The organism is Marinobacter sp. EVN1, from assembly GCF_000475375.1.
GTDB lineage: Bacteria > Pseudomonadota > Gammaproteobacteria > Pseudomonadales > Oleiphilaceae > Marinobacter > Marinobacter nauticus.
Genome location: NZ_AXCB01000020.1, coordinates 184,646 through 198,015 on the forward strand (window position 1 = coordinate 184,646; position 13,370 = coordinate 198,015).

Here is a 13,370-nt window from a genome sequence, read left to right on the forward strand (position 1 = left end):
AGAGAGTACCGAGCCCGCCATGACAAATCGCTTCCGTCACAGCCCAATTCTGGCCCTGATCACCCTCGTTCTGTTCTATCTGGGCGGCTGCGCCACCGTCAATCTCGATGAACATATGGCACAAAGCCCGGAGCAGGCACTGTCACTGGCCAGCGATGAACGTGATCCGGTGGTTGGCCAACGCTATCTATTAAGGGTGGCCAGCCGATTCCAGGATCAAGGCCGCCACGAAGATGCCCGAGTCATTCTCCAGGCCCCCGCTCTGGAAAATGCTCCGGAGGACATCGCCAGACAACGCTTACTATTGTCCATGGCCAGTGCCAGCGAGTTACAGGACGGCCAATGGGCTGAGCAGCTCGCCACAGATAGCACCCCAGAAAGCTTTCTTTCCTACCCCGCGGAGTTAATGTCCCGGGCAGCCATGCTGCAGGCCCGGACCTATGAGCTGGCCGGACAACCTTTGGACGGGGCACTGACGTTGATCCTGCTCAGCCAGACCGACTCCAGCACTTCCCCGCAGGAGGTGCATAATCGCATTTGGCAATTGCTCAAGCCCATCAATCGCTCAACCCTGCAATCCGCCTCCAACAACGCTCTCGGATTCGAGGTTCAAGGATGGCTTGAGCTCGCTCTGCGCCTTCGCACCAAGGGGGCCAGCCTGGATGATCAGGGGCGCCTGATCCGGCAATGGCAGAATAACTGGCCCGGACACCCCGCAGCACAGGTGCTCCCCATGGATCTCGCCCTGCTGGCTGAACTTGCGGCAAGCCGGCCGGAGAAACTGGCATTGGCGGTTCCGCTTCAAGGTGCCCTCGCCAGCGCCGGCAAAGCGATTCGCGACGGTTTCCTGGCCGCCTATTATCAGGATGAGACCACGGACCGCAGTAAAACCGATATTCGGGTCATCGACACCTCCACCGGCTCTTTTTCCGAGCTCTACGAGGAACTCTCCAATAGCGACATTGATTTGATTGTTGGCCCGCTGGACAAGGAAGCACTGTCCCAGCTAGCTAACATGAACACGCTGCCGATTCCGGCACTGGGCCTGAACTACCTTGGCCCGGATGCCCGTATCCCGGACGGCCTTTATCAGTTCGGGCTATCTGCCGAAGACGAGGCGCGACAGATCGCCGACAGACTCGATGCCGAGAACATCGAACAGGTTCTCGTACTGATTCCCCACGGCGAATGGGGAGACCGGGTTGAAGCCGCCCTGCGAGCGAGGATGGACCAGCTCGGGTTGCGAGCGCTCGACATCGAACGCTTTTTCCCGGAAGACAACCTTCGCTCGGTGACAGCTGACCTGCTGGGCATCACTGCATCCCGCCAGCGGGCCATTCAGGTGGAGCGAACAATTGGCCTGAATGTGGAATTTGAACCTCGCCGCCGTCAGGATGCCCAAGGCATCGTGCTGGTTGCCGCACCCACGGTTGCCCGCCAGTTCAAGCCGCTGTTCGCCTTCTACTATGGCGGTGATCTGCCGGTATACTCACCTTCCATCGTGTACGAGGGTACGCCGAATCCGGGCCGGGACCGAGATATTGACCGGGTCTTCTTTACGGACATCCCTTGGGTATTGGCCGAGACGAATCCCCTGCGGGAAGAATCGCGCCAGTATCTGAGTGGCACCACCGGGCAACTGGGGCGCCTTTTCGCCATGGGCGCCGACGCCTGGCAACTGAGCAAGCGCTTGCCGCTTCTACGCCAGGTTGAAGATGCCGCCATTGAAGGGCAAACCGGCATTCTGACCATGGATCCTGACGGCAGCATTCATCGCGAACAACGCTGGGCACAATTCCAGGGGGGAACACCCAAACTGCTTTCTCCGACGGTTCCCCGGGAAAGTGAACCCGCCCCGACTGCAAACAACTGATAACCGATGGCCAGGGAAGGCTCCAGAAAACTCGGACAGCATTACGAAGGTGTCGCCGCGCGGTATCTGGAAAGCAGAGGCATCCGGATTATTGAGCGGAACGTGCACAATCGTGGCGGCGAGATCGATCTTATTGGAATGGATGCCGAAGCACTGGTGTTCTTTGAAGTTCGCTTCCGCGCTGATGGTGCGCTGGTGGATCCGATAAGCTCGGTGTCCGCGGTGAAGCAGCAGCGCCTGGTGCGTGCAGCCTCATTCTACCTGCACCGCCACGGGCTCTGGGACCGGGTCAGCCGGATCGATGTTATCGGCATCACACCAGGCCACTCCAGCAAGTACCGTATACAATGGATCAAAAACGCAATTCAGGCAGACTGACCAGAAACCATGACCGACACCGAACAGAGAATCAACCAGTGGTTCGCCAGCCATATGGAGCACACAGCGCAGGCGGCAAGCACCGCTGGTCCCGCCATTGAGCAGGTAGCGCAGGCATTTGTTGACGCCCTGCTCCAGGATGGCAAGATCATTACCTGCGCCAATGGCAACGCCAACGTACTGGCCCAGTATTTCTGCACGGCATTATTGTCCCGCTTTGACCAGGACCGCCCCGCACTACCGGCAATCAACCTTGGGGCGGACGCCACCACTTATTCCGCTATCTGCCGTGACAATCGATTTAACGACACCTTCTCTCGTCAGGTCAGAGCCATTGGCAAGCCCGGCGACCTTCTGTTTGTGATCGTGGATGACGGCCACAAGGCAAACCTGATCCAGGCCATCCAGGCTGCCCACGACCGGGAAATGAGGATTGTGGTGCTGAGCGCAAGGGAAAAATCCGACATCACTTCCCTGATGCACCCTGAAGACCATGAAATCGCACTAAACGATTTGCCGCCAAGCGAGGCCACGCCCTTACTGCTGGTCATCATCAACGCCTTCTGCGACCTGATTGACCACAAGCTTTTCGGAGGCTAATAAAAAAGCCGGCATCGCCGGCTTTTTTATTACTTGACCACTTTCAGGGTTGGCCTGCCATTCGGGCGGTCTTCCGCTCGCCGTGACGACTTGGGCTCACCTCCACCCTCCGGATCGGGAGAGCCAGGCTCACTGCCAAACACCATGCCCTCGCCGTTCTCCTTGGCATAGATGGCCATAACCGCTTGCAACGGTATGAAAACCTGCATCGGCACACCACCGAAACGAGCGCTGAATTCCAGCGCACCATTGCCAATCACCAGTCCGCGCACGGCGCCGGGGCTGATATTGAGCACAATCTGGCCGTTGGCAACGTGCTCAGTAGGCACCTGAACACCCTGAATGCCGGCATCCACCACGATATACGGGGTACAGTCGTTATCGAGGATCCATTCGTTCAACGCACGGACCAGGTAGGGACGACTGGATGTCATGGCGATAGTCATGTCAGACACTGCTTAACTCCTGCCCTGAAATACGGGCGCTGACAATCAGCTGCGAATATCTTCTTCCAGATCCGAAAGGCTTGCCTTGAAGCCTTCTCTGGCAAAGATGCTCTCCATGTACTTCTGCAAAGGCTTGGCCTGCTTTTCATTCAGCTCAATACCCAGAGCCGGCAAACGCCACAGGATCGGCGCAATACAACAGTCCACGATGGTGAACTCTTCCGACAGGAAGAACGGCATTTCGGCAAACAAAGGTGCCGTGGCCAGAAGGCTTTCCTTGAGTTCCTTGCGAGCGGCATCGCTGGCCTTGGCCCCCGGCTGCGCCAGGATCTGATCAACCAGTCCGCACCAGTCTTTCTGGATGCGGTGAATCATCAGGCGGCTATTAGCCCGGGCAACGGGGTAAACCGGCAGCAGCGGCGGATGAGGAAAACGCTCATCCAGATACTCCATCATGATGTTGGGCTCGTACAGAACCAGGTCCCGATCTACCAGGGTTGGCAGGGCGTTGTACGGATTCATATCCGCCAGTTCCGCCGGCGGGTTGTCCGGATCCACATCCACGATATCAACAGTGACACCTTTCTCAGCCAGGACTATACGCACCCGGTGACTGTAGTGGCTTGCGGGATCCGAGAAAAAAGTCATTGATGACCGCTTGGTCACAACGCCCATATAGCTACCTCACGATTCTAAAAATCGAAACAATGCAAAACGCAAAAATCCAGCGAGCCTTAAAGACTCGCTGGAATCAAGGACACGGGATTATACCCTAAATCTTAGTGTACGTCTTTCCAGTACTCGCGGTTGAGCAGGTACGCGAAGACAAAGAAGATCGCCACAAAGATCAGCACGAAGATACCGAGACGCTCGCGCTCCACCTTGACCGGGTCGCCCATGTAGGACATGAAGTTGGTCAGATCCCACATGGCCTGATCAAACTCCGCACCGGACATCGAGCCTTCCATTGCGTAATCCGGGCAAGCGTCTGCGTTATTGACGTTACCGCTCAACGGCTCGACAGACGCCCCGACACCAATGTTCGGCTTCACGGCGCACAGGCCCTGCATCTCGACCAGAATGTGAGGCATACCAACGTTATCGAACACCACGTTGTTTACGCCCAGTGGCCGGGAATCGTCCTTGTAGAAGCCCCGAAGGTATGAATAAACCCAGGACTCACCACGCAGACGGGTTTCAAGCGTAAGATCGGGTGGCGGCGCACCGAACCAGCCGGCGGCCATATCCTTGCTCATGGAGTTCTTCATGAGCTCACCGATCTTGGCACCGGTAAAGATCAGGTTTTCCTCGTAAAGCTCGACAGGGATCTCCAGATCATCCGCAACACGCTTGTAGCGGGCGTACTCCATGGAGTGACACCCCATGCAGTAGTTGGTGAACAAGGCAGCACCGCGCTGCAGAGACGCCTTGTCCGTATGATCCGGCTCCATATGATCAAGAGGAACCGCGGCACCAGCCGCCAGGCCAAGCGCTGGCAGGAGTGCGATGAAAAGACCAACAATCAGCTTTTTCATTATCCTGTCACCCTCTCTGGAACTGGCTTGGTGTTCTCCATGCGCGTGTAGAACGGCATCAGAATGAAGTAGAGGAAGTACAACACTGTCAGAATCTGAGCGACAGTCGTGCGACCTTCTGTTGCGGGAACCAGTCCAAGGTAGCCAAGGATTACGAAGCTCACCGCAAAGATTGCCAAGGCAATCTTGCTCAACCAGCCCTTGTAGCGGATTGAGCGGACAGGACTTCTGTCAAGCCACGGCAACACGAACAGAATCGCAATCGCACCACCCATGACCACGACACCCCAGAACTTCGCCGGCAGCCCCATAAAGTCTACCGTCACCGCCCGCAACATCGCGTAAAACGGCGTGAAGTACCAGACAGGCGCAATGTGCGCTGGCGTCTTCAGGGCGTTGGCCGGTTCAAAGTTCGGCTTTTCCAGGAACAGACCGCCCATCTCCGGGAAGAAGAAGACAACGATGAAGAAGATGAAGAAAAACACACCCACGCCCAGCAGATCGTGAACGGTGTAATACGGGTGGAACGGAATACCGTCTTTCGGAATACCGTTTTCATCCTTGTTCTTCTTGATGTCGATGCCGTCGGGGTTGTTAGAACCCACTTCGTGCAGCGCCAGGATGTGAAGAACAACCAGACCCAGCAGAACGATTGGCAGAGCAACCACGTGCAGGGCAAAGAAACGGTTCAGCGTGATACCGGAGATCAGATAGTCACCGCGAATCCACAGAGACAGATCTTCACCGATGACCGGAATCGCACCAAACAGGTTAACGATTACCTGGGCACCCCAGTATGACATCTGGCCCCAGGGCAGCAGGTAGCCCATGAAGGCTTCTGCCATCAGCACCAGGTAGATCAGCATACCGAAAATCCAGATCAATTCCCGCGGCTTCTGGTAGGAACCGTACATGAGACCACGGAACATGTGCAGATACACCACAACGAAGAACGCAGATGCGCCGGTCGAGTGCAGGTATCGCAGCAGCCAACCCCACTCCACATCACGCATGATGTATTCCACCGAGGCAAACGCCCCCTCGGCAGACGGGTTGTAGCTCATAGTCAGCCAGATACCGGTCACTAGCTGGTTGACCAGCACCAGCATTGCCAGTGAACCGAAGAAATACCAGACGTTAAAGTTCTTCGGCGCGTAATACTTGGCCAGGTGCTTGTTCCAGGCCTCAACGATTGGCAGACGCTCGTCTACCCAGTTAATCAGCTTTTGCATCACGCGGCCTCCGGATCAAGACCAATGGTCATGGTCACATCATCGTCAAACCGGTACGGCGGAACCTCAAGGTTCAGCGGCGCGGGTTGAGCCTCATAAACCCGACCGGCCATGTCATAGCGGGAACCGTGACACGGGCAGAACAACCCACCAAGCCAGTTTTCACCCAGATCAGCCGGCGCAACCTCTGGCCGGTAGGAGGGCACGCAGCCCAGATGGGTACAGAGCCCCACATAGACACCGAACTCTGGCTTGATCGCGCGCAAGGGCCCCTGGATATACGAAGGCTGCTGAGGCGCCTCCGACATCGGGTCCTTCACTGCGTCGTTGAGCTTCTCGATATTCGCCAGCATTTCTTCCGTTCTGCGGATAATCCAAACAGGCTTACCTCGCCACTCAACGGTGATTTGCTGACCCGGTTCGATTTTGCTGATATTGACGGTTACCGGTGCACCGGCCGCTTCCGCTTTCGCACTGGGGTTCCAGGACGCTACGAAAGGAACGGCTGCACCGACGACGCCGACACCACCTACCACGGACGTAGCACCGATCAGAAACCGGCGCCGGCCTTGGCTCACGTCGCCATTACTCATTATGGTTTTCTCCCATCAGGCGAGGCACAGACGCGGAAAAACCGGCACTGCGCTTCGAAAAGGACTTCACAACCCAAAAATATAAGCGCTGAAATGGTAATGAAATTACCCCCCGCTTACAAGCCGGAAAGGTCGGCAGGCGAGCCTATCCCTGCGCCAGATCAAAAATATTTCCGGAGTACAGATATAAAAAAACCCGGCCACAAGACCGGGTTTTTCCAAATCGACTGAACGTCGATTAACGCTTGGAGTACTGCGGACGCTTACGCGCTTTGCGCAGACCCACTTTCTTACGCTCAACCTTACGGGCATCACGGGTTACGTAACCCGCTTTGCGCAGTGCCGGACGCAGAGTTTCGTCGTAGTCCATCAGAGCGCGAGTCAGACCGTGGCGAATGGCGCCAGCCTGGCCACTGATGCCGCCACCCTTTACGGTAATGGCGATATCGAAACGATCTTCGGATTCGGCAACCACCAGCGGCTGACGAACAATCATGCGCAGGGTTTCACGACCGAAGAAATCTTCGATAGTGCGACCGTTGATGGAGATGTTACCGCTACCCGGCTTGATAAAGACGCGAGCCGTGGATGATTTGCGGCGACCAGTACCGTAATTTTGTGCTACAGACATATTCGCCTTCCGTTAGATGTCGAGTTCTTTGGGCTGCTGGGCGGCATGAGCATGCTCAGCGCCTGCGTACACTTTCAGCTTCTTGAACATGGCGCGGCCAAGCGGGCCCTTCGGAAGCATGCCTTTTACGGCCTTCTGAATGACTTGCTCGGGAGCCTTGTCAACCAGCTTCTCGAAATTGATGGATTTGATTCCACCCGGAAAGCCGGTATGGCTGTAATACATTTTAGCCGATGCCTTTTTGCCGGTAACCTTCACCTGGCTGGCATTGATAACAATGATGTAGTCGCCAGTGTCCACGTGAGGGGTATACTCAGGCTTATGCTTGCCCCGCAGACGAAGGGCGATTTCGGTTGACAGACGACCCAGCGTCTTGCCGGCTGCGTCTACAACGTACCAGTCACGTTTTACTGTTTCTGGTTTCGCACTCAGAGTCTTCATTGATTCCGCCTTGAACGCTATATAAGAAACGTTAAAAACCACCACCGGTACATGCAAGGCATCCGGAGGAGGTTCATACCTGTATGTTGCGCTGCCATCATTCGGGGCTGAGATAATGACATCGCCTTGAAAAGCCAGGGCGCGAAGTATACTCGAACCCCTATCGAATGCCAACCCCGACCTATGCTGTTTCGTTAATCCCCTATGGTCCCGGCACCAGAGTTAGCGGATCTTTTCGGTAGAGCTTCGCGGTATTGGCCAACAGTATTTCAGCCAGCGACTCCCGGGGCTCACTCCGCAGATCTGCCAGGGCTTCAAAAATCTCCGGCAAGTGGATGGGCGAATTCTGCCCTTTCGCCACTCCGGCCGGCGCCATATCCGGCGCATCGGTTTCCAGAACCAGCGCATCCGCCGGTAACCGGGCAATGGTATCCCGGGTTTTCCGGGCCCGATCGTGGGTAATCACGCCACCCACGCCAATGTAACAACCCAGATCAACCAGCTTTTGCGCCTGCTGATAACTACCCGAGAAGCCGTGAACCAATGCCCGCCCGTTCCATCCGGCGCGTTTCAGACTACTGTGCACCAGATCATGGCTCTTGACGGAGTGAATCACCAGCGCCAGACCGAGCCGCTGGGCAATATCAATCTGGGCCTCGAACCAGGGTTCCTGCTCAGACAGATCGCCTTTGAGGGCGTCCAGACCACACTCTCCAAGGCCAACACAGGCTTGGGGCGCGGAAGACAGCAACCTTTCAAGCTCGGCCAGATCGTCAGCGCCGTGCTCCTGAATAAACCAGGGGTGAATACCCAGACAGTACCAGAGACCCTTCTCTGCATCTGCCATGCTCGCCACACGCTGCCAGTCCTGCCGCCGGACCCCCGGAATCACGACCGCGCAAACTCCAAGGCTGGCCGCCTGCGCCAACACCGTCTCCCGATGCCCGTCAAAAAACGGGAAATCAAAATGGCAATGGGCGTCTACCAACTGCATGGCGGCCTCCTCCCGGAAGCGAATCAGTGCTCCCGGGTCTTGTGGAACTGGATATCCGGATAACGCTCCTGAGCAAGATTCAGGTTCACCATGGTCGGCGCGATGTACGCAAGGCGATCTGCGCCATCCAGTGCGACGTTGTCCTGATTCTTACGCTGGAATTCGTCCAGTTTACGCTCATCGGAACAGGTTACCCAACGGGCAGTTGCCACGTTGATGGGCTCGTAAACCGCTTCCACCTTGTATTCACTTTTCAGGCGGGCGACAACTACATCAAACTGCAGCACACCCACCGCCCCGACGATCAGATCGTTGTTCTTCAGCGGACGGAAGACCTGAACTGCACCCTCCTCGGAAAGCTGGATCAGGCCCTTCTGTAATTGCTTGGCTTTCAGCGGATCTTTCAATCGAATGCGCCGGAACAGCTCAGGGGCGAAGTTCGGGATACCGGTAAACTTCATGTCCTCGCCCGCCGTAAAGGTATCACCCAACTGAATGGTGCCGTGGTTATGCAGGCCAATGATGTCACCGGCAAAAGCTTCTTCCGCATGCTCACGGTCACCAGCCATGAACGTGAGCGCATCGGAGAACCGAACATCTTTACCGATACGGACGTGCCGGGCCTTCATGCCTTGATTGTAACTACCTGACACGATCCTCAGGAAAGCGATACGGTCCCGGTGCTGTGGATCCATGTTTGCCTGAATCTTGAAGACAAAGCCGGAAAAGCCATCCTCGGTCGGGGTCACCTGGCGCACATCCGTGGCCCGGGGCTGAGGGGCCGGCGCCCAATCCACCAGACCATCAAGCATGTGATCAACACCGAAGTTGCCAAGCGCTGTTCCGAAAAACACCGGGGTCAGCTCACCAGCCAGGAAAGCCTCCTGGTCAAATTCATGGGAAGCCCCTTTGACCAGCTCAATCTCATCACGAAGGTCGGAAGCGTAATTGCCGATGGCCTCATCCAGCTCCGGGTTGTCCAGACCTTTGACAACACGTTTTTCCTGAATGGTATGCCCCTGGCCTGACTGATAAAGAATCACTTCGTCCCGCAGCAGGTGGTAAACCCCCTTGAACCCCTTGCCCATACCAATGGGCCAGGTAATCGGCGCACAGGCAATCTTCAGTACGTCCTCCACTTCGTCCATCAACTCGATGGGGTCCCTGGTATCCCGGTCCAGCTTGTTCATAAAGGTAAGGATCGGGGTGTCACGCAGGCGGGTCACCTCCATCAGCTTGATGGTGCGCTCCTCAACCCCTTTGGCACTGTCAATCACCATCAGACAGGAGTCGACGGCGGTCAGTGTCCGGTAGGTATCCTCGGAGAAATCTTCGTGACCCGGTGTATCCAGCAGGTTGACCAGCTTTCCACCATAGGGAAACTGCATCACCGACGTGGTGACGGAAATACCCCGTTCTTTTTCCATCTCCATCCAGTCAGACTTGGCGTGCTGTCCGGATTTTTTGCCCTTGACGGTTCCCGCCTTCTGCAGGGCCTGGCCGAACAACAGCACCTTCTCTGTGATGGTGGTCTTACCGGCATCCGGGTGCGAGATGATCGCAAAGGTGCGGCGCTTGGCCACTTCCTGGGAAAGGTTAGGCATAAACTGTGGTGACCTGAATCGAGATGGATGAAAGCCGAGCATTATACGGCCTATACCGTCCTCAGGTGAACCGCAGTGCCATGACCAGCGCATCTTCCCGTGCAGCGCCATCGGGATAATAGCCGGCCCTTCTGCCGATTTCAGAGAAACCCTCACTCAGATAGAGCTGGGTGGCGGCATCATTGCTAACCCGCACTTCCAGAATCAGTTGTTCCATGCCATCGGACACCGCGACAGCGATCAGATGCCGTAGCAACCAGCGCCCGACACCCTGACCACGCACACGGGGACTGACGCAGATATTCAGCAGGTGGGCTTCGTCGACCATATAGGTCACCACCGCATAGCCAATCAGCTCATCGCTACGCTCAGCGGCCCAGAGCCTGTAATTCGGCTTAAAACAGTCAAGAAAAGTCGATTTCGGCCACGGATGGGAGTGTCCTTGACACTCCAGCTCCATGACCGCCGTCAGGTCTGCCTCGACCAGAGGGCGTACCCGGACATCCTGGTTGTGCACATCGAGAAAAGGCTGTAATGCTTTCATCGGCCAGGTACGAGAACCCGAATCGATTGCCAGAGCAGTCGCTTCTGGGAGGGGTCTGATGCCAGTGATGCGAGGGTGCTGGAAAACGCAATCTCCGGCACCCGCCCCAGGCCACGCTCGATCAACCGTGCCTGAGTTTCGTCGCCAAGCCCCAGCGTTATTAGCGTTTCTGTCGGGGCGTCGCCAGCAAAAGCAGAGGCCATGACTGAGACAAGATCGCTTTCACTGTTGAGCGTCACTTTCAGGTTATTGAACAAGGGCCAGCGCACTACTCTGCATTGAGACACCCCGGTCTCTCCAATGCTTCGCAATATGTTACGAGCCAGATTTTCCTGCAAGGCAAAACTGGCGTCCTCTGCAATATGGCACAAGAGCATGACCCGGGAGCCTTTCCAGGCAGTCAGACACACCCGGTGCACGGGCTCCGGCCGTTGCCCTTCTACTGGTTCCGAGGCCGGCAGGGAAGCCTCTGGCTCCGTTTCTGGAGTTTCAGACCGAGGCTCGGTGGCAGGTGGAGCTTTCACTGGGTCCGCGGCCTGTTGCCCAGCGCTGTCCGCCTTCTGCACGGATTCAGGCTTGTTGCCCATCAGGCTCTGGAGCTGAGCAATGCGCTCCCGCCCCTGGTCCCCAGACAGCGGCTCAGATTTACGCCCAATCTGAGGAATCTCCGACGCGGGCTGGAATTGCGGCTCGTCCTCCACTCCGAAATCAAAGTCGGGGCTTGGCGCCGCACCAGGCAAACTCTCGCGGGCATACCACATCCGAATGCCTGCCGCCGCCAGATAGAACTGCCGCTCCGCCTCATTCCCTATCACGAATCCCTCCATGGCAATCCTTCGGGCGCTTTAAACATCAGCCACCTGGGGATGTTGGCGAATACCGCCACTGGAAATCAGGTTCAGAGCTTCAATGTAGGCCTTCGCCGACGCAATAATGATGTCGGTATCCGATCCAACGCCGTTCACAATACGGCCGCCCCGCTCAAGACGAACGGTGACTTCCCCCTGAGCATCAGTGCCGCTGGTAATATTGTTGACCGAATACAGTTGCAGGTTACACCCGGAATCCACCAGAGATTCAATGGCCTTGAAAGTTGCGTCTACAGGACCGCTGCCCTCAGCCTCTACCGTGTGTTCCTTACCGTCCACGGTCATGGTCAGATGCGCCTTGGGCACAACGCCGGTTTCAGAACAGACCTGCATGCAGACCAGACCGAAGCGGCCTTCTTCTTCCTTTTGCTTGGTATCGCTGGCAATCGCCTGCAGATCTTCATCAAAGATCTCATGCTTGAGGTCGGCCAGTGCCTTGAAGCGGGTGAAGGCCTCATTCAACTCCCCTTCGGTTTCAAACTGGATACCAAGCTCCAGTAGTCTCGTACGGAAGGCATTGCGGCCGGAATGCTTACCTAAAACCAGGCTATTGGTATGCCAGCCTACGTCCTGTGCCCGCATGATCTCGTAGGTTTCGCGATGTTTGAGCACGCCATCCTGATGGATGCCGGACTCATGGGCAAAAGCATTGGCACCGACGATCGCCTTGTTGGGTTGAACAGGAAACCCGGTAATGGTGGACACCAGACGTGATGCCGGGACGATATGCTGGGTGTCTATGCGGGTATCAATATTGAAGAGATCCTGGCGGGTACGAACCGCCATGACTATTTCTTCCAGCGCTGCGTTACCTGCCCGTTCGCCCAGACCATTGATAGTACATTCGACCTGACGGGCACCGTGGGTAACCGCAGCCAGCGAGTTGGCTACCGCAAGCCCCAGGTCGTTATGGCAATGGACTGAAAAAACAGCCTTGTCGGCATTCGGGATACGGTTCAGTAACTGACGGATGGTCTCACCAAACTGTTCAGGAATGGCATAGCCCACGGTATCAGGGATGTTGATGGTACGGGCGCCGGCATCGATAGCGGCTTCAATGATGCGACAAAGAAAATCCAGCTCTGACCGCCCGGCGTCTTCACAGGAGAACTCGACGTCATCAACGTGGCTACGCGCCCGCTTGACAGCGCGCACGGCTTGCTCGACCACCTCATCTGGCTCCATCTGAAGTTTATGCTTCATATGGATGGGCGAGGTGGCAATAAAGGTATGGATACGGGAGCGCTCGGCAGGGCGGATCGCTTCAGCGGCCCTGTCGATATCCTTGTCCAACGCACGAGCCAGACTGCAGACAGTGGATTCTTTGATGTTCTCGGCAATAGCCTTGACTGCATCAAAGTCGCCCTGGCTGGCAATGGCAAACCCCGCCTCGATAACGTCTACGCGAAGCTTCTCGAGCGCCTTGGCAATGCGGAGTTTTTCCGCCTTGTTCATGGTGGCGCCCGGACTTTGCTCGCCATCACGCAGAGTGGTATCAAAAATGACCAGGTGTTCACTAGCGGCCATTGCTGGGCTCCCATCAGAAACGTTGCTTTGATTTTCGGTGAAGTATATCACTTCTCCGGAACCAGAAATAAAAAACCCCCGGCAGCGAAGCTGTCGGGGGTTT

Annotated in this window: 15 protein-coding genes; 3 read left to right on the forward strand and 12 right to left on the reverse strand. The window is 56.5% G+C overall.

The window, feature by feature from the left end; all coding sequences use genetic code 11:
* Nucleotides 1-19 precede the first annotated feature (19 nt).
* Genes Q674_RS31250 through Q674_RS31260 form a run of 3 tightly spaced genes read left to right on the forward strand, consistent with a single transcriptional unit; the run spans nucleotide 20 to nucleotide 2,851 of the window.
* Complete coding sequence (locus Q674_RS31250; RefSeq protein WP_081698935.1) at nucleotides 20-1,873, forward strand: penicillin-binding protein activator; 1,854 nt, start codon at nucleotides 20-22, stop codon at nucleotides 1,871-1,873.
* A gap of 6 nt (nucleotides 1,874-1,879) precedes the next feature.
* A complete protein-coding gene (locus Q674_RS31255) occupies nucleotides 1,880-2,251 on the forward strand; it encodes a YraN family protein (RefSeq protein WP_014420625.1) in 372 nt (123 codons plus the stop codon).
* A 9-nt stretch (nucleotides 2,252-2,260) separates the two neighbouring features.
* Nucleotides 2,261-2,851: an SIS domain-containing protein gene (locus Q674_RS31260; protein WP_011785924.1), complete on the forward strand. Its 591-nt coding sequence runs from the start codon at nucleotides 2,261-2,263 to the stop codon at nucleotides 2,849-2,851.
* Between the two features lie 29 nt (nucleotides 2,852-2,880).
* On the opposite strand, the gene Q674_RS31265 is transcribed toward Q674_RS31260, so the two are convergent.
* The 12 genes from Q674_RS31265 to Q674_RS31320 all read right to left on the reverse strand — a co-directional run bounded on the left by Q674_RS31265 (nucleotide 2,881) and on the right by Q674_RS31320 (nucleotide 13,267).
* Nucleotides 2,881-3,297: a ClpXP protease specificity-enhancing factor gene (locus tag Q674_RS31265; protein WP_022991991.1), complete on the reverse strand. Its 417-nt coding sequence runs from the start codon at nucleotides 3,295-3,297 to the stop codon at nucleotides 2,881-2,883.
* Nucleotides 3,298-3,342: 45 nt separating this feature from the next.
* On the reverse strand, nucleotides 3,343-3,972 hold the full coding sequence (locus Q674_RS31270) for a glutathione S-transferase N-terminal domain-containing protein (RefSeq protein ID WP_011785926.1): 630 nt from the start codon (nucleotides 3,970-3,972) through the stop codon (nucleotides 3,343-3,345).
* Nucleotides 3,973-4,076: 104 nt separating this feature from the next.
* Entirely contained in the window at nucleotides 4,077-4,832 is a 756-nt protein-coding gene (locus Q674_RS31275; RefSeq protein WP_023008926.1) for a cytochrome c1, read from the reverse strand.
* Complete coding sequence (locus Q674_RS31280) at nucleotides 4,832-6,064, reverse strand: cytochrome b (protein ID WP_014420622.1); 1,233 nt, start codon at nucleotides 6,062-6,064, stop codon at nucleotides 4,832-4,834. Before Q674_RS31280 ends, Q674_RS31275 begins: the two co-directional genes overlap by 1 nt.
* Nucleotides 6,064-6,657, reverse strand: a complete 594-nt coding sequence (gene petA, locus Q674_RS31285) for a ubiquinol-cytochrome c reductase iron-sulfur subunit (RefSeq protein ID WP_014420621.1) — start codon at nucleotides 6,655-6,657, stop codon at nucleotides 6,064-6,066. The genes Q674_RS31280 and petA overlap by 1 nt, the downstream gene beginning before the upstream one ends.
* A gap of 238 nt (nucleotides 6,658-6,895) precedes the next feature.
* Nucleotides 6,896-7,288 (reverse strand): 30S ribosomal protein S9, encoded by a 393-nt coding sequence (gene rpsI / locus Q674_RS31290; protein WP_011785930.1) that lies wholly within the window; start codon nucleotides 7,286-7,288, stop codon nucleotides 6,896-6,898.
* Nucleotides 7,289-7,300: 12 nt separating this feature from the next.
* On the reverse strand, nucleotides 7,301-7,729 hold the full coding sequence (rplM, locus tag Q674_RS31295) for a 50S ribosomal protein L13 (protein ID WP_011785931.1): 429 nt from the start codon (nucleotides 7,727-7,729) through the stop codon (nucleotides 7,301-7,303).
* Between the two features lie 202 nt (nucleotides 7,730-7,931).
* Entirely contained in the window at nucleotides 7,932-8,723 is a 792-nt protein-coding gene (locus tag Q674_RS31300; RefSeq protein ID WP_023008927.1) for a TatD family hydrolase, read from the reverse strand.
* Nucleotides 8,724-8,746: 23 nt separating this feature from the next.
* The gene (prfC, locus tag Q674_RS31305) at nucleotides 8,747-10,327 is read right to left on the reverse strand and encodes a peptide chain release factor 3 (protein WP_022991995.1); all 1,581 of its coding nucleotides are present in this window, start codon (nucleotides 10,325-10,327) and stop codon (nucleotides 8,747-8,749) included.
* A 61-nt stretch (nucleotides 10,328-10,388) separates the two neighbouring features.
* The gene (gene rimI / locus Q674_RS31310; protein WP_023008928.1) at nucleotides 10,389-10,871 is read right to left on the reverse strand and encodes a ribosomal protein S18-alanine N-acetyltransferase; all 483 of its coding nucleotides are present in this window, start codon (nucleotides 10,869-10,871) and stop codon (nucleotides 10,389-10,391) included.
* Nucleotides 10,868-11,686, reverse strand: coding sequence for a hypothetical protein (locus tag Q674_RS31315; RefSeq protein ID WP_227501215.1), 819 nt, complete (start codon nucleotides 11,684-11,686; stop codon nucleotides 10,868-10,870). Before Q674_RS31315 ends, rimI begins: the two co-directional genes overlap by 4 nt.
* A gap of 30 nt (nucleotides 11,687-11,716) precedes the next feature.
* On the reverse strand, nucleotides 11,717-13,267 hold the full coding sequence (locus Q674_RS31320) for a 2-isopropylmalate synthase (RefSeq protein ID WP_011785936.1): 1,551 nt from the start codon (nucleotides 13,265-13,267) through the stop codon (nucleotides 11,717-11,719).
* Nucleotides 13,268-13,370 lie beyond the last annotated feature (103 nt).

What these genes read in the sequence shown, in the direction of transcription:
- Q674_RS31270 (WP_011785926.1), bottom strand. Translation starts at nt 3,972, where the DNA reads ATGGGCGTTGTGACCAAGCGGTCATCAATGACTTTTTTCTCGGATCCC.
- rpsI (WP_011785930.1), bottom strand. Translation starts at nt 7,288, where the DNA reads ATGTCTGTAGCACAAAATTACGGTACTGGTCGCCGCAAATCATCCACG.
- Q674_RS31250 (WP_081698935.1), top strand. Translation starts at nt 20, where the DNA reads ATGACAAATCGCTTCCGTCACAGCCCAATTCTGGCCCTGATCACCCTC.
- Q674_RS31255 (WP_014420625.1), top strand. Translation starts at nt 1,880, where the DNA reads ATGGCCAGGGAAGGCTCCAGAAAACTCGGACAGCATTACGAAGGTGTC.
- Q674_RS31275 (WP_023008926.1), bottom strand. Translation starts at nt 4,832, where the DNA reads ATGAAAAAGCTGATTGTTGGTCTTTTCATCGCACTCCTGCCAGCGCTT.
- Q674_RS31265 (WP_022991991.1), bottom strand. Translation starts at nt 3,297, where the DNA reads ATGACTATCGCCATGACATCCAGTCGTCCCTACCTGGTCCGTGCGTTG.
- Q674_RS31260 (WP_011785924.1), top strand. Translation starts at nt 2,261, where the DNA reads ATGACCGACACCGAACAGAGAATCAACCAGTGGTTCGCCAGCCATATG.
- Q674_RS31300 (WP_023008927.1), bottom strand. Translation starts at nt 8,723, where the DNA reads ATGCAGTTGGTAGACGCCCATTGCCATTTTGATTTCCCGTTTTTTGAC.
- rimI (WP_023008928.1), bottom strand. Translation starts at nt 10,871, where the DNA reads ATGAAAGCATTACAGCCTTTTCTCGATGTGCACAACCAGGATGTCCGG.
- Q674_RS31280 (WP_014420622.1), bottom strand. Translation starts at nt 6,064, where the DNA reads ATGCAAAAGCTGATTAACTGGGTAGACGAGCGTCTGCCAATCGTTGAG.
- prfC (WP_022991995.1), bottom strand. Translation starts at nt 10,327, where the DNA reads ATGCCTAACCTTTCCCAGGAAGTGGCCAAGCGCCGCACCTTTGCGATC.
- petA (WP_014420621.1), bottom strand. Translation starts at nt 6,657, where the DNA reads ATGAGTAATGGCGACGTGAGCCAAGGCCGGCGCCGGTTTCTGATCGGT.
- Q674_RS31320 (WP_011785936.1), bottom strand. Translation starts at nt 13,267, where the DNA reads ATGGCCGCTAGTGAACACCTGGTCATTTTTGATACCACTCTGCGTGAT.
- rplM (WP_011785931.1), bottom strand. Translation starts at nt 7,729, where the DNA reads ATGAAGACTCTGAGTGCGAAACCAGAAACAGTAAAACGTGACTGGTAC.